Here is a 17,253-nt window from a genome sequence, read left to right as displayed (position 1 = left end):
CTTCCGGGACGTGCCCCGCTTCATGGCCCGGATGCCTGGCGTAAAATATCAATTAAGGAGGAGTAAGGTATGTCCAACAAAAAAGGCTTCAAGAAATGGCTCTCGGAGAACATAGGGCTGCTGTTTATTTTGCCCTGGTTCATCGGCTTTCTGGTATTCAAGGTATATCCCTTTGGTTCATCACTGGTATACAGCTTTACCGATTACCATTTGTTTGACGGTATCAAGGAATGGGGCCTCATGAACTATCAGGAGGTTTTGACGAAGACCAAGAATATCAGGGCATTTAAGGTAACATTCCAGTATGCATTTATGACAGTGCCCTTAAAGCTTGTGTTTGCCCTGTTTATCGCCTACATCCTGAATTTTAAGATCAAGGGTGTGAACCTGTTCCGCGTGGCTTATTACATCCCTTCCATTCTGGGCGGCTCCATCGCCATCGCAGTACTGTGGAAGGCCATTTTCAAGAGCGACGGTATCATCAACCAGATCTTAGGCATCTTTGGGATCGCAGGACTTGACTGGCTGTCTGAGCCGAAGTACGCACTGTTCATCATCTGTCTGCTGCGCGTATGGCAGTTCGGTTCCGCCATGGTTATCTTCCTTGCAGCCTTGAAGGGCGTTTCCCAGGATCTGTACGAGGCGGCATCCATTGACGGCGCAGGCAAGTGGAGACAGTTTTTCTCCATCACAGTGCCGATCATTACACCTGTTATTTTCTACAACCTGATCACACAGCTGTGTGAGGCATTCCAGGAATTCAACGGACCGTATGTTATCACTGCAGGCGGACCGAGAAATGCAACTACCCTGGTATCACTGCTCATTTACAACAATGCGTTTAAGAGCTACGAGATGGGTCTGGCCAGCGCCCAGGCATGGCTGCTGTTCATCATTGTATGCACATTGACCGTGATCGCATTTGCAAGCCAGAAGAAGTGGGTTTACTATTCAGACGAGGATGGGAGGTAAAGAGAGATGACGAGAGAGACAAGAAGAAAAATATCCACATTTTTCCGTTATTTTGTGTTGATCGCAGTAGGCTTTATCATGGTTTATCCTCTGATCTGGATGATAGGCGCTACCTTCAAGGACAATAATGAAATTTTCAGCAGCATCGGTTTCATACCGAAGAATCCCACCCTGTCAGGCTATCAGAATGCATTAAAGAGCTATGGCGGCGACATCAACCTGTTTAAGGCAATGATCAATACATACACCATCGTTATCCCGAAGGTGGTATTTACGATCATTTCCGCCACTCTTACTGCTTATGGCTTTGCAAGGTTTGATTTCAAGGGCAGAGGCGTTCTGTTCGCAGTGCTGATGTCCACACTGTTCCTGCCTCAGGTAGTGCTGAATGTTCCTCAGTACATCCTGTTCAACAAGTTCGGATGGATCGGTCATCCATGGTATCTTGCCCTTATTGTACCGACACTGTTCGCTACTGAGACGAGATTCGTATTCATGCTGAACCAGTTCCTGCGCGGGATTCCCAGGGAGCTTGAGGAGGCAGCTAAGATCGATGGCTGCAACAGCTTGAAGACACTTTGGTATGTGATCGTGCCAATGTTAAAGCCATCCATCATTTCCGTTGCCCTGTTCCAGTTTATGTGGTCTTCCAATGACTTTATGGGCCCATTGCTCTACGTGAACAGGCCGGCCAGATACCCTGCTTCCATTTTCGTAAAAATGTCCATGGATGCAGATTCCGGCTTTGATTGGAACAGAGTGCTTGCGTCTTCTCTGATTTCCATCGTTCCATCCCTGATCGTGTTCTTCCTTGCTCAGGATTCCTTTATTGATGGTATCGCAGCCGGAGGCGTTAAGGGTTAATCGTTTGTACATTTACAATGGGGATTCTCTTTCGGGGGTCCCCATTCTGTTATCAGAAAGAGATCATTAGATGAAGCAGAAAGGGGTTTTCCTTGAATGGAGTTAAAGCTTATTTATAAAAATGCGAGATGCGCTGTCATTGAGCTTGCGGACGGAGGCAGATACAACACAAAAGAATCCTGGAAGCTCTATCTGAACCAGGAACAGGTAATGGTGACAGACAAGGTGATCACCAGTCTCTATGGCTTAAAGCCGGACACCCAGTACCACATCATGGCGGAGAGTGAGAGCGGTGAAAGGGCGATGGCCTATTTTTCCACAGATTATGAGTTTGTCACCCTGAATGTCAGGGACTTCGGGGCAAAGGGAGATGGGGAGAGCGATGATACCCTGTTTATCCAGGCAGCGGTCATGGCCTGCCCTGCCAAAAGCCGGGTGCTGATCCCAAAGGGCGTTTACCGCATCGTATCCCTGTTCCTGAAGGATAATGTAAATATTGAGCTGGAAAAGGGAGCTGTCCTGTCGGCATTTACAGACAGGGAAAAATTCCCGGTGCTCCGGGGCATGGTACAGAGCTATGATGAGAAGAGCGAGTATAACATGGGAACCTGGGAGGGCAATCCGCTGCCCATGTTTACCGGCATCATTACCGGCATCGGGGTGAAGAACGCCGTCCTCTACGGGCAGGGGACCATTGATGGAAATGCAGGCTTTGAGGAGAGCAACTGGTGGTATCAGCCGAAGGTGATGCGCGGTGCCTTCCGGCCGCGTATGATCTTTTTGGAGCGCTGTGAAAATGTTGTGGTGCAGGGAATCAGGGTGCAGAACAGCCCCAGCTGGAATATCCATCCTTATTTCTCCGATCATCTGCGTTTTTTGGACTTAAAGGTACTGAATCCCAAGAATTCACCGAACACAGACGGCTTAGACCCGGAGTCCTGCCGGGATGTGGAGATCACAGGCGTGTATTTTTCTCTGGGGGATGACTGTATTGCGGTGAAATCGGGGAAAATATACACGGGCTCCACCTACAAGCGTCCGGCGGAGGATACGGTCATCCGCCAGTGCTGCATGAGGGACGGGCATGGCTCCATCACCATAGGCAGCGAGATGGCAGGAGGCGTGAAGAACCTGGCAGTGAGGGACTGCCTGTTCCTGCATACGGATAGGGGGCTGCGGATCAAGACGAGGCGCGGAAGAGGGAAGGATGCGGTGATCCAGGGCATTATTTTTGAAAATATCACCATGGATCATGTGATGACGCCCTTTGTCATCAACTGCTTCTACTTCTGCGATCCTGACGGCCACAGCCAGTATGTGCGCACAAAGGAAGCCCTTCCTGTGGATGACAGGACGCCTGAGATCAGGACGCTCACCTTCCGCAATATCGAGGCGAAAAACTGCCATGTGGCGGCAGCCTATATGTACGGACTTCCTGAACAGAAGATCCGGCGGGTGGAAATGGAGCATGTCCATATATCCTACGCAGAGGCACCCGGGGAGGGACAGCCGGCCATGATGGAGGGCTGCGATGAGCATATCAGCCGTATGGGAGTGTTTGCGGACAATATCGAAGAGCTGATTTTAAAGGATGTCAGGATAGAGGGACAGGAGGGGGATGCATTGATTCTTGACCACATTGACAGATTGGACAAAGATTAGACAAAAGGGAAAGACGGATTTGACAGAACCTGAAAAATGCGGTAGATTGTAGGTTGTATTGTTGATAAACAAAAAGGGGAGATATGTCAGTCTCAGGAAGCGGCAAGGGGAGGCCGGACCTGGGAAAGCGGGGCAAGCAGAATGGAGCGTATGTTATGGCAGTAACGATCAAGGATATCGCAAAACGGGCGGGGGTGTCCTATTCAACTGTTTCCAGGGCACTAAATGGAATCGGCACGGAAAATACAGAGAGCAGGAAGAATATCCTGCGTATTGCAGACGAGATGGGCTATGTGCCCAATCAGGCAGCCATTAATTTAAAAAAATCCAGATCCTATGTGATCGGCCTGTATTTCTCTACCATCAGTAAGATGTCCTCCCCCTTCGTACTTCATGATGTGCTGACGGGGGTTTACAGCATAACGGGAAGCAAGTATAATGTAGTGGTAAAAGGTATTGATATGCACGAGCGGGGAACCTTAAACCCCAGCTATTTTGACGGTATCATTGTGCTGACCCAGAGGAATGAGGACGAAGCTTTCATGAATGAGGTCCTGAGTAAGAAGATACCTATGGTGGCGATCTGCCGTGCGGTGGATGTGGATGCTCCCAATGTGACAACGGATGAGGCACTGGCCATGGAGCGCGCCATGGACTATCTTATTGAAAACGGCCACAGGAATATCGCTGTGATCGAGGGGAATCCGGGACTGGATTCCAGCCGCCTCCGCCACAGGGGCTGGCGAGCTTCCATGATGCGCCACGGCCTTGATCCTGACCGGCTTCCGGTGATGAGCGGGAATTACCGTTATGCCAGCGGTTATGTGGCGGCAAAGCAGCTTCTCTCCTACAGGCCCACAGCGATCCTCTGTTTTAACGATGAGATGGCCTTTGGGGCCAGGACTGCCATTGTGGAGGCAGGGCTTAAGGTGCCGGACGATGTTTCTCTGGTTGGCTTTGACAACTGGGATATGTCAGGCTATTCTGATATGCATCTGACTACAGTGGAGCGCAACATGGGAGAGATCGCAAAGGAGGGCACCAGAGTGCTCCTGCGCCGTCTGGATGAAGGGATCATCGATAACCGGAGGATCTATTTAAACAATAAGCTGATCATCAGGGAGACAGTCAAAAATATCAATCAATAAGTGTAACAGTTCAGACGGGGTATCTTCTTGCCCGGCTAGGCCGGACAAGAAGCATCGGATGTCCCCGCCGTCTGAACTGTTACCAATAAGTAATAGGGGCAGCCCTGTGCAGGAGCCCCAAGGAAAAGGAGAGGTAACGGAATGAAAAAACTGGAAGATTATATAAGAAGCATACCGGACTTCCCGGAGCCGGGTATTATTTTCAGGGATGTAACCACCATACTCCAGGATGCAGACGGCCTGAAGCTGGCTGTGGACAGCCTGCGGGACATGGTAAAGGATTTGGACTATGATGTGGTGGTGGGACCGGAATCACGCGGCTTTATCTTCGGTGTTCCTGTTGCCTATGCGGAGCACAAGAGCTTTGTGCCTGTGCGCAAAAAGGGCAAGCTTCCCTGCGAGACCGTATCCATGGAGTACGACTTAGAGTACGGCACTGCCGTTATCGAGATGCACAAGGATGCCATAAAGCCCGGCCAGAAGGTAGTGATCGTAGACGATCTGATCGCCACCGGCGGCACCACAGAGGCGATCATCAAGCTGATCGAGATGCTTGGCGGCGAAGTGGTGAAGATCTGCTTTGTCATGGAGTTAGCCGGACTGAAGGGGCGGGATCACTTGAAGGGGTATGATGTGGATTCTGTTATTATTTATGAGGGAAAATAGCGACACGCTGTAAGAAGGAACTGTCTCCTGCTGCAGGCTCGGCATGTGCTGCCGGGGAGCGGCAGGAGACAGTTTTTTAATTGCTCTGGTTTGTTTTTGTTTTAAAAAGCTGCATATTTCTATTGACAAATGAAAGAAAGGACACTATAATCCCTATAAACCAACTAAATTAATAGGTAATATAAAACGTATGGAGGATATCTATGGCTCATGAGAAAAGGGGGAGACAGGCGGTCACGGAAGAACAGCTGCTGCAGATAAAGCAGATGGCTGAGACGATGAGGTACGGTTCCATCAGCCTTATATTTCAGGATGGTATCCTTGTACAAATTGACCGAAGCGAAAAGATAAGAGTTACGAGCAGCTGAACAGGAAAGCTGACTGGATAGACCAGAGGCTTTGCACGGAGTATTTTTCACGTGCAGGGCCTCTTTTTTCGTCTCTGCGTGTCTTTAAGATCAAAATAACATAAAAAGAGGAGTGTTTATGAAAAATTTAAAGAATCTGCTGCCGTCCCTGGCTGCTTTGGCCGGGCTGTTCACGGCATACTATTTTCCGGACTCAGACGCTCATCCGGCAGCGGTCCGCCCCTATTTTGCCATTATTCTGCTGGTAGTGCTGGCAGTGACCCTTGTACTGTTTGCAGTGGGTGTGGTAATACCTTCCCTGAAAGAGCAGTATGAGCGAAAAGCCCCTTTCTATGCAGGAGTACTGCTTTTCTTAAGTATCCTGAATATCCTGACTGTCAAGACAGCAGTGCTTCCAGTGCTTTATTTCCCATCGCTTGACCGCGTATTCGGAGTTCTGGTGGAGGATGCCCCTTTTATTGGAAAATGCTTTCTCTACTCCTTGCGGCTTCAGCTTCTTGGCTGGTTTGGCGGGGCCGCTGCCGGTATTCTGACAGGGATCGCCATTGGTTTTAACCGTCATGCACGCTACTGGATCTACCCCCTGGTGCGGGTGCTGGGCCCTATCCCATCCACAGCATGGATCCCATTGGTGCTGGTAAGCTTTCCGACAGTGGTCTCCGCCAGTGCCTTTCTGATCGGGCTTGCAGTCTGGTTTCCAACCTCTGTGCTGACCAGCAGCGGAATTGCCAGCATTCAGAATTCCTATTTTGAGGCGGCGGCCACGCTGGGGGCATCAGGCCCCTATACGATACTGCGGGTAGGCATACCGGCCGCCATGCCCCATATGTTTATCGGCCTTTTCAATGGAACCACCTCCTCCTTCATCACCCTGGTGACAGCGGAAATGCTGGGAGCCAAATATGGAATCGGCTGGTACATAAACTGGCAAAAGGATATGATGGCCTATGCAAATGTGTATGCGGGACTGATCGTGATGAGTATTTCCTGTTACTGCATCATTACGCTTCTGTTCCGTGTGCGTGATAAGCTGTTAGTATGGCAGAAGGGAGTGATCAAATGGTAGGCGGCATCTCTATTACAGGTATTGAAAAACAGTTTATTAATCCACAGGGGGAAATGGTAAATGCACTGCGTGATATCAATCTGCAGATAAAGCCAGGCTCCTTTACCTCCTTCATCGGCCCCTCCGGCTGCGGAAAATCTACGCTTCTGCGGCTGATAGCAGGCCTGATCCGTCCTGACAGCGGAAGCCTGACTCTGGATGGCGATGTCATTGGAAAGCCTGGAAGCGACAGGGGCTTTATGTTCCAGGAGCACACCCTGTTTCCGTGGCTGACAATTTATGAGAACATTGCCTTTGGACTTCGCGCCAGAGGGATCTATAAAGAAAATGCAGGCAGCGTACAGGACTTTATAGAACTGGTGGGCCTTAAGGGCTTTGAAAAATACTATCCCCACCAGCTTTCAGGAGGAATGTGCCAGAGGGCGGCGCTGGCCCGTGTTCTGGTAGGCCATCCGAAGGTGCTCCTGCTCGACGAACCTTTGGGAGCACTGGACTCATTTACGCGAATGAATATGCAGGATGAGATCCTGCGTATCTGGAAGGAAAACAATATGACGATGATCATGGTGACTCACGATGTAGACGAGGCGATTTATCTGTCTGACCAGATCGTAGTCATGACACCGAGGCCCGGCCATATTACAGATATTGTAAATGTTGACCTCAGCCATCCGCGGGCCCGCAGCAGCAGCGATTTCCTGAAATATCATGGAAAGGTATTAAAGCTTCTGCATTTTGGCGGGACCATACAGGAACCGGATTATTACTTATAGCCATAAAAAAATATTAATATAAAAGGAGAAAAAATTATGAAAAAATCGACACGTACCCTGCTATTAACCTTATCCCTGACAGCACTCACAGCATGCTCCAGCCAGCCGGCCTCTTCCTCTTCAGAGAATAGCAGCGCCGTCTCAACATCAGCGGCTGCAGAACAGTCCGGCTCAGAGGAAGCCGGTGAGACATCCGATCCAGAGGCATCTGCCGGGAATGCGGCGGAAGAAACAGAAAAAGGAGCAGAAGGCGAGCTGTTCCATCTGAGAGTTGCGTACTCACCTTCCCTGTGCCAGGCGCCCCTCCATGTGGCAGTTGAAAAGGGCTTCTTCGCCGATGAGGGCATTGACGCAGAAAATATCCAGATCGATGCGGCCCACGTACAGGAGGCTATCGGAGCAGACCAGGTGGATGCCGGCTTTGGACTGATAGGAAAATTCTTACAGCCGGTTGAGAATGGCCTTCCCATCAAGTTTACGGCCGGTATCCATACAGGATGCACCAAGATAATCGTTCCAAAGGACTCCGGCATTCATTCCGTAGCGGATCTGAAGGGCAAGAGGATCGGCGTATCCGGTCTTGCAGGCGCTGAGACGATCGTTGCCAAACGTGCGCTGGCAGCAGAGGGCGTTCGCTTTGACGAGCGGGATCCTGAGGTGGAATTTGTTGTATTCTCCAAAAATGACCTGGGCCAGGCTCTGGAAAATGGAGCCATTGATGTGATCGCGATCGGCGATCCTACCGCAGCTCAGTTTGCCGAACAGTATGATCTTGATATATTGGTGGATACTGCTACTTCGGAGCAGTTTGCGGATGAATACTGCTGCGCTTCCTTTGTCAGCGCAAAGCTTGCCAAGGAGCATCCGGAGATCGCTGCAGCATTTACCCGTGCCGTGTTAAAGGCTTCTGTCTATGTAGACGAACATCCGGAGGAGACCGCAAAGATCCAGCTTGACAATAACTATGTAACAGGTGACCTGCAGTTCAACGCGGATTTGCTGAAATCTTATAACTATATCCCATCCGTTCAGGGCGGATATGACGCCATTGAGCTGAGCGTGTCCCAGCTGGCGGATATCGGCGTCCTGAAAGAAGGTACGGATGCAAAGAAGTTTACAGAGAATGTGTATGAATTCTATGACGATGTTCCCGACTCCTATACAGTAGCGGACATTGCAGACAAGGAATGAGGATAGGAGGATGACAGAAAATGGCTGCAAAATGCACACATACCTGCTCTGACTGCGCGGTTCTGGCCTGCCGGAGCCGCGATGAGAGCAAATATCCCACCTTTTGTTTGACAGAGCATGTAGATGAGAAGCTGTTAAAGGATGTTGTGGAGATATACAAGGAGGATGAGGAGCAGGGCAATATTGCCAGGGTGTCCGCCGGGATCGAGGGCGAATTCTACGGGAAGCTCACAAGAGTGGAGGAGACCATTGAGTTTATCAAGCGCATGGGCTATAAGAAGATCGGCATTGCATCCTGCGTGGGATTGATGAATGAGACGAGGATCTTTGCAAAGATCCTCAAGGCCAACAAGATCCGGTATTATACCGTAGGATGTAAGATCGGAGCAGTTGACAAGACGGAGATCGGGGTGCCAAACGAGAAAAAGCTGAACCGGGGCTGCGGACATGAGTCCATGTGCAATCCTATCATGCAGGCGAAGGTCCTGGCGGCCCAGGGAACAGACTTTAACATTGTCATAGGCCTTTGTGTGGGCCACGATACGTTGTTTTTAAAAAATACAGAGGCACCCACAACCGTGATGATCGTTAAGGACCGCGTGCTGGGCCACAATCCTGTGGCAGCTCTTTACACGGCCAACTCCATGTACTCCCGGTTTAAAAAGGAATTGAAATTATAAATTAAGATGTTTTCAGAGAAGAGGCGTTGCAGCGCAGGGCGGAAAGAGGCCAGGCGTACAGCGCCCTTTACTGTTAAAATGCATCATATCCGGCAAAGGAACGTAAGGCCGCCGTGCCAGATACTATTAACTGTTAAATTTTATATCAGCAGTATTGATATCCATTGCCCGGGGCCTGTGATCTAAAAGAAGGAAGAGAAAAGACAGGTCCTACGCACTCATAGACAGAAAAAAATGATGCCATCACTCAGTACAAAGAGGATGGCGTTTTTGACATACAATGATAGACGGTCATTTTTCCATGCTCCCCCTTGCAATTTGCATCAAAAAAAATTATAATGTATTTTGATTATCCATAGGAAAAGGTGACCGCACATGGTAAATGAGGGAACAAAAGAAAAACTGGATATCGAGCTGGAGGCTCCTGCGGACTTTACGAGCCCGGAGGTGCTGTACCAGGATCTGATCAATGCCATCCGGAAGTATCATCCTTCGGATGATATTACTATGATTGAAAAGGCGTATCTTATTGCAAAGGAGGCTCACAAAGAGCAAAAGCGTAAGTCGGGCGAGCCCTATATCATCCATCCTCTCTGCGTGGCAATCATCCTTGCAGATCTGGAGATGGATAAGGAGACCATTGCAGCAGGGCTTCTCCATGACGTGGTGGAGGACACCATCATGACGCTGGATGAGCTGACAAAGGAATTTGGCTCTGAGGTATCCTTCCTGGTTGACGGCGTTACAAAGCTGACACAGTTAAACTGGGACAAGGACAAGGTAGAGATCCAGGCAGAAAACCTGAGGAAGATGTTCCTTGCTATGGCAAAGGACATCCGCGTTATCATCATCAAGCTGGCTGACCGCCTTCACAATATGCGTACGGGCCAGTACTGGAAGCCGGAGAAGCAGAAGGAAAAGGCCAGGGAGACCATGGAGATCTATGCCCCTATCGCTGACAGGCTGGGCATTTCCAAGATCAAGATCGAGCTGGACGATCTGTCTCTCAAATTTCTGAATCCTGAGGTCTACTACGACTTAGTAGAAAAGGTGGACCTGCGCAAGGATGCCAGGGAGGCCTTTGTCCAGTCCATTGTGGATGAAGTAAAGCAGCATATGAAGGATGCCGGTATTGACGCTACCGTTGGCGGAAGAGTGAAGCATTTCTTCAGTATATATAAAAAGATGGTGAAGCAGAACAAGACCCTTGACCAGATCTATGATCTGTTTGCTGTCCGCATTATGGTGGAGACAGTAAAGGACTGTTATGCGGCTTTGGGTGTGATCCATGAGCTCTATAAGCCCATTCCGGGCCGGTTCAAGGATTATATCGCGATGCCGAAGCCGAACATGTACCAGTCCCTTCACACGACCCTGATCGGAAGCACGGGCCGTCCCTTTGAGATACAGATACGTACCTATGAGATGCACCGCACGGCAGAGTACGGTATCGCCGCACACTGGAAATATAAGGAAAGCGGCAGCGGACAGGTGGCGGCAGGCAAGGAGGAAGAAAAGTTAAGCTGGCTGCGCCAGATACTGGAATGGCAGAAGGATACGGACGATTCCAAAGAATTTTTAAATATGGTAAAGGGTGATCTGGATCTGTTTTCCGACAGCGTATATTGCTTTACGCCTTCGGGAGACGTAAAGACTCTGCCCAGCGGCTCCACTCCCATTGATTTTGCCTATTCCATCCACAGTGCCGTAGGCAACAAGATGGTAGGCGCCAGGGTCAACGGCAAGCTGGTTCCCATCGAGTATGTGATCCAGAACGGCGACCAGCTGGAGATCGTTACCTCTCAGAACTCCAAGGGCCCCAGCCGTGACTGGCTAAAGATCGTAAAGAGCACCCAGGCAAAGAATAAGATCAATCAGTGGTTCAAGACCCAGATGAAGGAGGACAATATAGTCCGGGGCCGTGACGCCATTGAGCGCTACTGCAAGACAAAGGGCATCAGCTGGCCGGATCTTGGCAAGCAGGAGTTCATGGAAAAGGTGATGCACCGCTATGCCTTTAAGGACTGGGATTCTGTTCTGGCATCCATTGGACACGGCGGCCTGAAGGAAGGCCAGGTCATCAATAAGATGTTAGAGGAGCGGGAAAAGAAGCGGAAGCGTGAGATCACAGACGCCGATGTACTGGGCGGCATTGCCGATACCGAAGGACGCTCCGGGGAAGCTACCATAAGGAAGAACAAGAGCGGTATCGTGGTAAAGGGGATCCATGACCTGGCTGTCCGCTTTTCCAAATGCTGTAATCCTGTTCCGGGAGATGAGATCGTGGGCTTTGTCACAAGAGGACGGGGCGTTTCCATCCACCGCACAGACTGCATCAATATCATCAATCTGCCTGAGGATGAGCGCGGCAGAATGATCGATGCGGAGTGGCAGGTAACAGAGTCGGCAGGCAGCAATGAGCAGTATTCCACAGAGATACAGATTTTTGCCAATAACAGGATCGGCATGTTTGCAGATATATCAAAGGTATTTACAGAGAAGCAGATCGATATCACCTCTATGAACGTAAGAACCAGCAAGCAGGGCAAGGCCACCATTATCATGACATTTGATATCCATGGTACGGAGGAGCTGAACCGGCTGACAGAAAAGATACGGCAGATAGAAGGAGTTCTCGATATCCAGAGAACAACAGGGTGATCAATGCCGGGATATCGGCAGCTATCTGCGGGCCGGGCAAAAGGCATGACGCGCTGCCGGACGGTCATATAGAAAGGGGAATGTGCTATGAGCGATTTCAGGATAAAGACATACGTGTTGGGACCTGTCAGCACCAACTGCTATATTGTATACAATGAGCGCACAAAGGAGGCAGTGGTGGTAGACCCTGCTGATAATGGTCCCTATATCCTTAATAAATGCAATGAGCTTGGGGTTAAGCCCTCAGCAGTCCTTCTGACCCATGGACATGGCGATCATATCATGGCTTCCCAGGACATTAAGCGGGCCTTCCATGTGAATATTTACGCGGCGGAAGCAGAGGACGGCCTTTTGGCGGATGCTGCGAAAAATCTGACAGGAGGATTCTTAAATACTCCCCTTACCTTCCATGCAGATGTGCTCCTTCATGACGGAGAGGAGCTGGGCCTTTTGGGCTTCCAGTGGAAGGTGATCGAGACACCGGGGCATACGGCAGGCTCTGTGTGCTACTATATTCCGGCAGAAGATGTGCTGATCGCAGGAGATACCTTGTTCCAGGAGTCCTACGGACGCACAGATCTGCCCACAGGAAGCAGCAGGCAGCTGATCGATTCGATCTTAAAAAAGCTGTTCATACTGCCGGAGGATACCATGGTGTATCCAGGGCATGGAGATCCGACTACCATAGGCCATGAGAAGAAATATAATCCCATTTCCTATTACAATAGATTAGGATAACGGTGAAGGCACTGAATAGTTACAGGTTGGGATAGAAAGCAGGACTGCAATGATTGGTTTGCTGATACAGAATAATGCATATGAGCAGGACATCAGAGAGCTTCTGATGTCCTTTTATCCGGGTGAGGTTTATGCCCATGAGGTGAAGGAAGGCGTGGACTTCTATGTGGAGACCAGGCTGGGAGAGGGAGAGGCAGAGGTACTTATATGGGATGAAGAGAAGGAAGCTTTGGCAGTGCGGGCTGCCGGAGAGCCTTCAGATGGCCCGGATTCCGGTGCAGATACGGAGTCTGGCCATGAAGCGGGGATCCGGCTTCTTCCGGCAAATTGGAATGTCACCGCACGGGAACACCGCCCTTCGGACCTTTTAGACCACTCCGCCACAAAGAATGTGATCAAGAAAATGTTCTATCAGATGCTGGTAAACCGCACCGGAAAGGAACTTCCCTGGGGCTCCCTGACAGGGATCCGTCCCACAAAGATCGCCCTCACCAGGCTCTATGAGGGCTGGCAGGAGGAGGACATCCGCGCCTACATGAAGGATACCTACATGGCAAGTGATGAGAAGATCGATCTGAGCATCGACATTGCTGCCAGGGAAAAGCAGCTTCTTAAGCCTCTGGACTACGAGAGGGGGTACAGCTTATATGTAGGGATCCCCTTCTGTCCAACCACCTGCCTTTACTGCTCCTTTACCTCCTATCCCATCAGCAAATGGAAGGGCCGCACAGGCCTTTACCTGGAGGCCTTGTTCCGGGAGCTGGAGTATACCGCAGGAAAGATGGAGGGGCGTCCCCTGGATACGATCTATTTTGGCGGAGGGACCCCAACATCTCTGGAGGCCGGGGATATTGACGCCATCCTGTGTAAGCTGGAGCAGCTTTTTGATACAAAGAATGCCCTGGAATTTACGGTGGAGGCAGGCCGCCCTGACAGCATCACAGAGGAAAAGCTGCAGGTTCTGCGTGCCCATGGCATAACCCGCATTTCCATCAATCCCCAGACCATGAACCAGAAGACGCTGGATCTGATCGGCCGCCGCCATACAGTGGAGATGGTGAAGGAAAAGTTTCATATGGCCAGGGAACTGGGCTTTGACAATATCAATATGGATCTGATCATGGGACTGCCGGAGGAGAACCTGGATGATGTGCGCCGCACCTTAGAGGAGATAAAGCGCCTGTCTCCGGATTCCCTTACAGTCCATTCCCTGGCGATCAAGCGGGCAGCCCGCCTGAATATGTTCAAAGAGGAATACGGAGATCTTAAGATCAGCAACACTCCGGAGATGATCGCCTTAAGCGCCGAATGCGCCCATGAGCTGGGCATGGAGCCCTACTATCTCTACCGTCAGAAGAACATGGCAGGAAACTTTGAGAATGTGGGCTACTCCCTTCCTGGAAAGGCCTGTATCTACAACATCCTTATCATGGAGGAGATGCAGACCATCGCAGCCTGCGGCGCCGGGACCACCACAAAGGTGGTCTACCCTGCTGAGAACCGCAGAGAGCGGTGCGAGAATGTAAAGGAAGTAGAGCAGTATATTAGCAGGATCGATGAGATGATCGGGCGGAAGGAACGGATCCTGTATTAACAGCTCATTAATGTGACAGGAAGCCTTTCTTTTTATCCGGAATTTTGTTATAATGAAAAATGGTTGAGCCGCCTGGTGAAACTATTTGCAACGAAATAAACCTTACGAAACGGGGGACACAGTATGGAACATTTTAACCCATTATTACAGAATTACAGCAGCTCTAAGAAATTTTTCACTATTGGCGAGATCATGCTCCGCCTGACACCGCCAAACTATGAGAAGATCCGCATGACCAACAATTTTGAGGCAAGCTACGGCGGAAGTGAGGCGAACATCGCGCTGGCATTAGCGAATCTGGGCGTGGACAGCACCTTTTTCAGCGTAGTCCCCAACAACAGCCTGGGCAAGAGCGCGGTGCGTATGCTGCGCAGTAATGACGTACACTGCACCCCCATGATTTTAAGCAGTCCGGAGGAAACTCCTACCCACCGTCTGGGAACCTATTATCTTGAGACCGGCTATGGGATCCGTCCAAGCAAGGTTACATATGACCGCCAGCACAGTGCATTTACAGAGTATGATTACAGCAAGGTCGACCTCCACTCCATGCTGGAGGGCTTTGACTGGCTCCACTTAAGCGGGATCACCCCGGCACTGGGCATGAACTGCCGCAGGCTCATCTTAGACAGCTTAAAGGCAGCAAAGGAGCTGGGCCTTACGGTCAGCTTTGACGGCAATTTCCGCAGCACCCTTTGGACCTGGGAGGAGGCAAGGGATTTCTGTACGGAATGCCTTCCTTATGTGGATGTCCTCTTAGGCATTGAGCCCTACCACCTGTGGAGGGACGAGGAGGATCACAGCAAGGGCGATTACAAGGACGGCGTGCCGCTTCAGCCAAGCTATGAGCAGCAGGATGAGATCTTTAATGCCTTTGTGAGACGCTACCCCAACTTAAAGTGCATTGCCCGCCATGTGAGATATGCTCACAGCGGAAGCGAGAACAGCTTAAAGGCCTTTATGTGGTTTGAGGGGCACACCTTTGAGAGCCGCCTCTTTACCTTTACGATCCTGGACCGCGTAGGCGGCGGCGATGCCTTTGCCAGCGGACTGATCTATGCCATGATCCATAACTACCGTCCAATGGATATGGTAAACTTCGCAGTGGCTTCCAGTGCCATCAAGCACACGATCCACGGAGATGCGAACATCACGGATGATGTACAGACCATCCGTAATTTGATGAATATGAATTACGATATCAAGAGATAAAGAGCCTATATTTGGGCATTCAGTATTAGGAGGGCAAAGCGTTTCCGGCTTTGCCCTTTTGAGACTCTGTCCAAACTTCATCAAGAAATTCCCTTAAAACACTTGCAAAATCATAAAACTTATTTAAAATAGAGATATTGAGTAGAGGTATCTGTTCAGTAGGTCTGCGCACTTGCTGCGCTGACCGTAAGATAACCTGGGCCAGAAGGCAAAAATCCCATCGGCGAAGCCGATTTTAAATGGATTTTTGCTCGTAACTGTGAGGGTACTGAACAGTTACGAGTAGAGAGAGAAAATACGTGTTAGAGAGATAGGAGAGCACATATGGCATTGGCAAAAAAGCCGGTAACAGGCATGAAGGATATCACACCTGCGGAGATGCAGATCCGTGAGTATGTGATGAACCAGATCAAGGAGACATATAAGAGCTTTGGATTTTCGCAGATCGAGACTCCCTGTGTGGAGCATATTGAAAACCTGACCAGCAAGCAGGGCGGGGACAATGAGAAGCTGATCTTTAAGATCTTAAAGAGAGGGGACAAGCTGAACCTGGAGACTGCCAGCGGGGAGAATGACCTGGTGGACAGCGGTCTGCGCTATGACCTGACACTTCCGCTGTCACGCTACTATGCAAATAATGCTGCCAACCTGCCCAGTCCCTTCAAGGCTCTGCAGATGGGAAGCGTTTGGAGGGCTGACAGGCCCCAGAAGGGACGCTTCCGCCAGTTTGTGCAGTGTGACATTGACATTTTAGGAGACCCCACTTCTTTGGCGGAGATCGAGCTGATCCTTGCCACCACCACAGCTCTGGGAAAGATCTGCCCGAACAATGGGTTTACGGTGCGCATCAATGACAGAGGCATCCTGCGGGGCATGGCCCTTTACTGCGGTTTCCCGGAGGAGTCCATGGACCAGGTCTTCATTACCCTGGACAAGATGGACAAGATCGGCTTTGAGGGAGTGGAGAAGGAGCTTTTGGCATCCGGCTATGAGAAGGAGTCTGTGGACAAATATATGGACCTGCTGCGCAATGTGACAAAGGATGCAGCCGGTGTCCGGGCACTGGGAGAGCAGCTTTCCGGCGTTCTTCCGGCTGAAGTGAGCGGAAACCTGGCCCACATTATGGACACTGTCACAGAGGTGGCAGAGGCAGAATTTGGTCTGGAGTTTGATCCGACTCTGGTGCGGGGCATGTCCTATTATACAGGAACGATTTTTGAGATCTCCATGGAGGGCTTTGGCGGCTCCGTGGCAGGCGGCGGGCGCTATGACAAGATGATCGGCAAATTCACGGGCATGGAGACACCGGCCTGCGGCTTTTCCATCGGTTTTGAGCGCATTGTCACCATACTGTTGGACAACGGCTTCACTGTTCCGGGAAGCACTGAAAAGAAGGCCTACCTCTTTGAGAAGGGCGTGGATTCCTCCACCCTTGCAGAGGTGATCCGCCAGGCAATGGAGGAGAGAAAGAAGGGTGTTCAGGTCCTGGTAGCCCAGATGAACAAGAATAAGAAGTTCCAGAAGGAGCAGCTGACAAAGGAAGGCTACACGGAGTTCAGGGAATTTTACCGGGAGAGCCTAAAAAAATAAAAAAGAGCGAAGCTTTCATAGTAAACCTACATGCGTCCAGCGGGATACGCGCCACCGCACCATGAAAA

15 protein-coding genes are annotated in these 17,253 nt (G+C 50.4%); all 15 read left to right on the top strand.

What is annotated here, in order from left to right:
* Positions 1–69 precede the first annotated feature (69 nt).
* A complete protein-coding gene (locus LIZ87_RS09440) occupies positions 70–972 on the top strand; it encodes a carbohydrate ABC transporter permease (protein WP_178317035.1) in 903 nt (300 codons plus the stop codon).
* Positions 973–978: 6 nt separating this feature from the next.
* Positions 979–1,836 (top strand): carbohydrate ABC transporter permease, encoded by an 858-nt coding sequence (locus LIZ87_RS09435; RefSeq protein ID WP_178317036.1) that lies wholly within the window; start codon positions 979–981, stop codon positions 1,834–1,836.
* Positions 1,837–1,932: 96 nt separating this feature from the next.
* Entirely contained in the window at positions 1,933–3,498 is a 1,566-nt protein-coding gene (locus LIZ87_RS09430) for a glycoside hydrolase family 28 protein (RefSeq protein WP_227146584.1), read from the top strand.
* A 155-nt stretch (positions 3,499–3,653) separates the two neighbouring features.
* Positions 3,654–4,646 carry a LacI family DNA-binding transcriptional regulator gene (locus LIZ87_RS09425; RefSeq protein ID WP_178316953.1) on the top strand — a complete coding sequence of 331 codons (993 nt, stop codon included), beginning with the start codon at positions 3,654–3,656 and terminating at the stop codon, positions 4,644–4,646.
* A 141-nt stretch (positions 4,647–4,787) separates the two neighbouring features.
* A complete protein-coding gene (locus tag LIZ87_RS09420; protein ID WP_178316952.1) occupies positions 4,788–5,312 on the top strand; it encodes an adenine phosphoribosyltransferase in 525 nt (174 codons plus the stop codon).
* A 203-nt stretch (positions 5,313–5,515) separates the two neighbouring features.
* The gene (locus LIZ87_RS09415) at positions 5,516–5,680 is read left to right on the top strand and encodes a YezD family protein (RefSeq protein ID WP_178316951.1); all 165 of its coding nucleotides are present in this window, start codon (positions 5,516–5,518) and stop codon (positions 5,678–5,680) included.
* Between the two features lie 118 nt (positions 5,681–5,798).
* Positions 5,799–6,746: an ABC transporter permease gene (locus tag LIZ87_RS09410; RefSeq protein WP_227146581.1), complete on the top strand. Its 948-nt coding sequence runs from the start codon at positions 5,799–5,801 to the stop codon at positions 6,744–6,746.
* Positions 6,719–7,519: an ABC transporter ATP-binding protein gene (locus LIZ87_RS09405; RefSeq protein WP_227146578.1), complete on the top strand. Its 801-nt coding sequence runs from the start codon at positions 6,719–6,721 to the stop codon at positions 7,517–7,519. Before LIZ87_RS09410 ends, LIZ87_RS09405 begins: the two co-directional genes overlap by 28 nt.
* 36 nt (positions 7,520–7,555) lie before the next feature.
* Positions 7,556–8,710: an ABC transporter substrate-binding protein gene (locus LIZ87_RS09400; protein WP_227146575.1), complete on the top strand. Its 1,155-nt coding sequence runs from the start codon at positions 7,556–7,558 to the stop codon at positions 8,708–8,710.
* 20 nt (positions 8,711–8,730) lie between these two features.
* Complete coding sequence (locus tag LIZ87_RS09395; RefSeq protein ID WP_178316241.1) at positions 8,731–9,390, top strand: DUF1847 domain-containing protein; 660 nt, start codon at positions 8,731–8,733, stop codon at positions 9,388–9,390.
* A 375-nt stretch (positions 9,391–9,765) separates the two neighbouring features.
* On the top strand, positions 9,766–12,051 hold the full coding sequence (locus LIZ87_RS09390) for a RelA/SpoT family protein (RefSeq protein WP_227146572.1): 2,286 nt from the start codon (positions 9,766–9,768) through the stop codon (positions 12,049–12,051).
* 87 nt (positions 12,052–12,138) lie between these two features.
* Positions 12,139–12,789, top strand: coding sequence for an MBL fold metallo-hydrolase (locus tag LIZ87_RS09385; protein WP_178316243.1), 651 nt, complete (start codon positions 12,139–12,141; stop codon positions 12,787–12,789).
* A gap of 49 nt (positions 12,790–12,838) precedes the next feature.
* The gene (gene hemZ / locus LIZ87_RS09380) at positions 12,839–14,383 is read left to right on the top strand and encodes a coproporphyrinogen dehydrogenase HemZ (RefSeq protein WP_227146569.1); all 1,545 of its coding nucleotides are present in this window, start codon (positions 12,839–12,841) and stop codon (positions 14,381–14,383) included.
* Positions 14,384–14,506: 123 nt separating this feature from the next.
* Positions 14,507–15,595 carry a sugar kinase gene (locus LIZ87_RS09375; RefSeq protein WP_178316245.1) on the top strand — a complete coding sequence of 363 codons (1,089 nt, stop codon included), beginning with the start codon at positions 14,507–14,509 and terminating at the stop codon, positions 15,593–15,595.
* Between the two features lie 324 nt (positions 15,596–15,919).
* Entirely contained in the window at positions 15,920–17,185 is a 1,266-nt protein-coding gene (gene hisS / locus LIZ87_RS09370) for a histidine--tRNA ligase (protein ID WP_227146567.1), read from the top strand.
* Positions 17,186–17,253 lie beyond the last annotated feature (68 nt).

Origin of the sequence: Lacrimispora sp. 210928-DFI.3.58 (genome assembly GCF_020554865.1) — a bacterium.
In the GTDB taxonomy this organism is placed as follows: domain Bacteria; phylum Bacillota; class Clostridia; order Lachnospirales; family Lachnospiraceae; genus Enterocloster.
The sequence above is the reverse complement of the archived record's forward strand: the minus strand, read 5'-3'. Positions and strand labels throughout refer to the sequence as shown.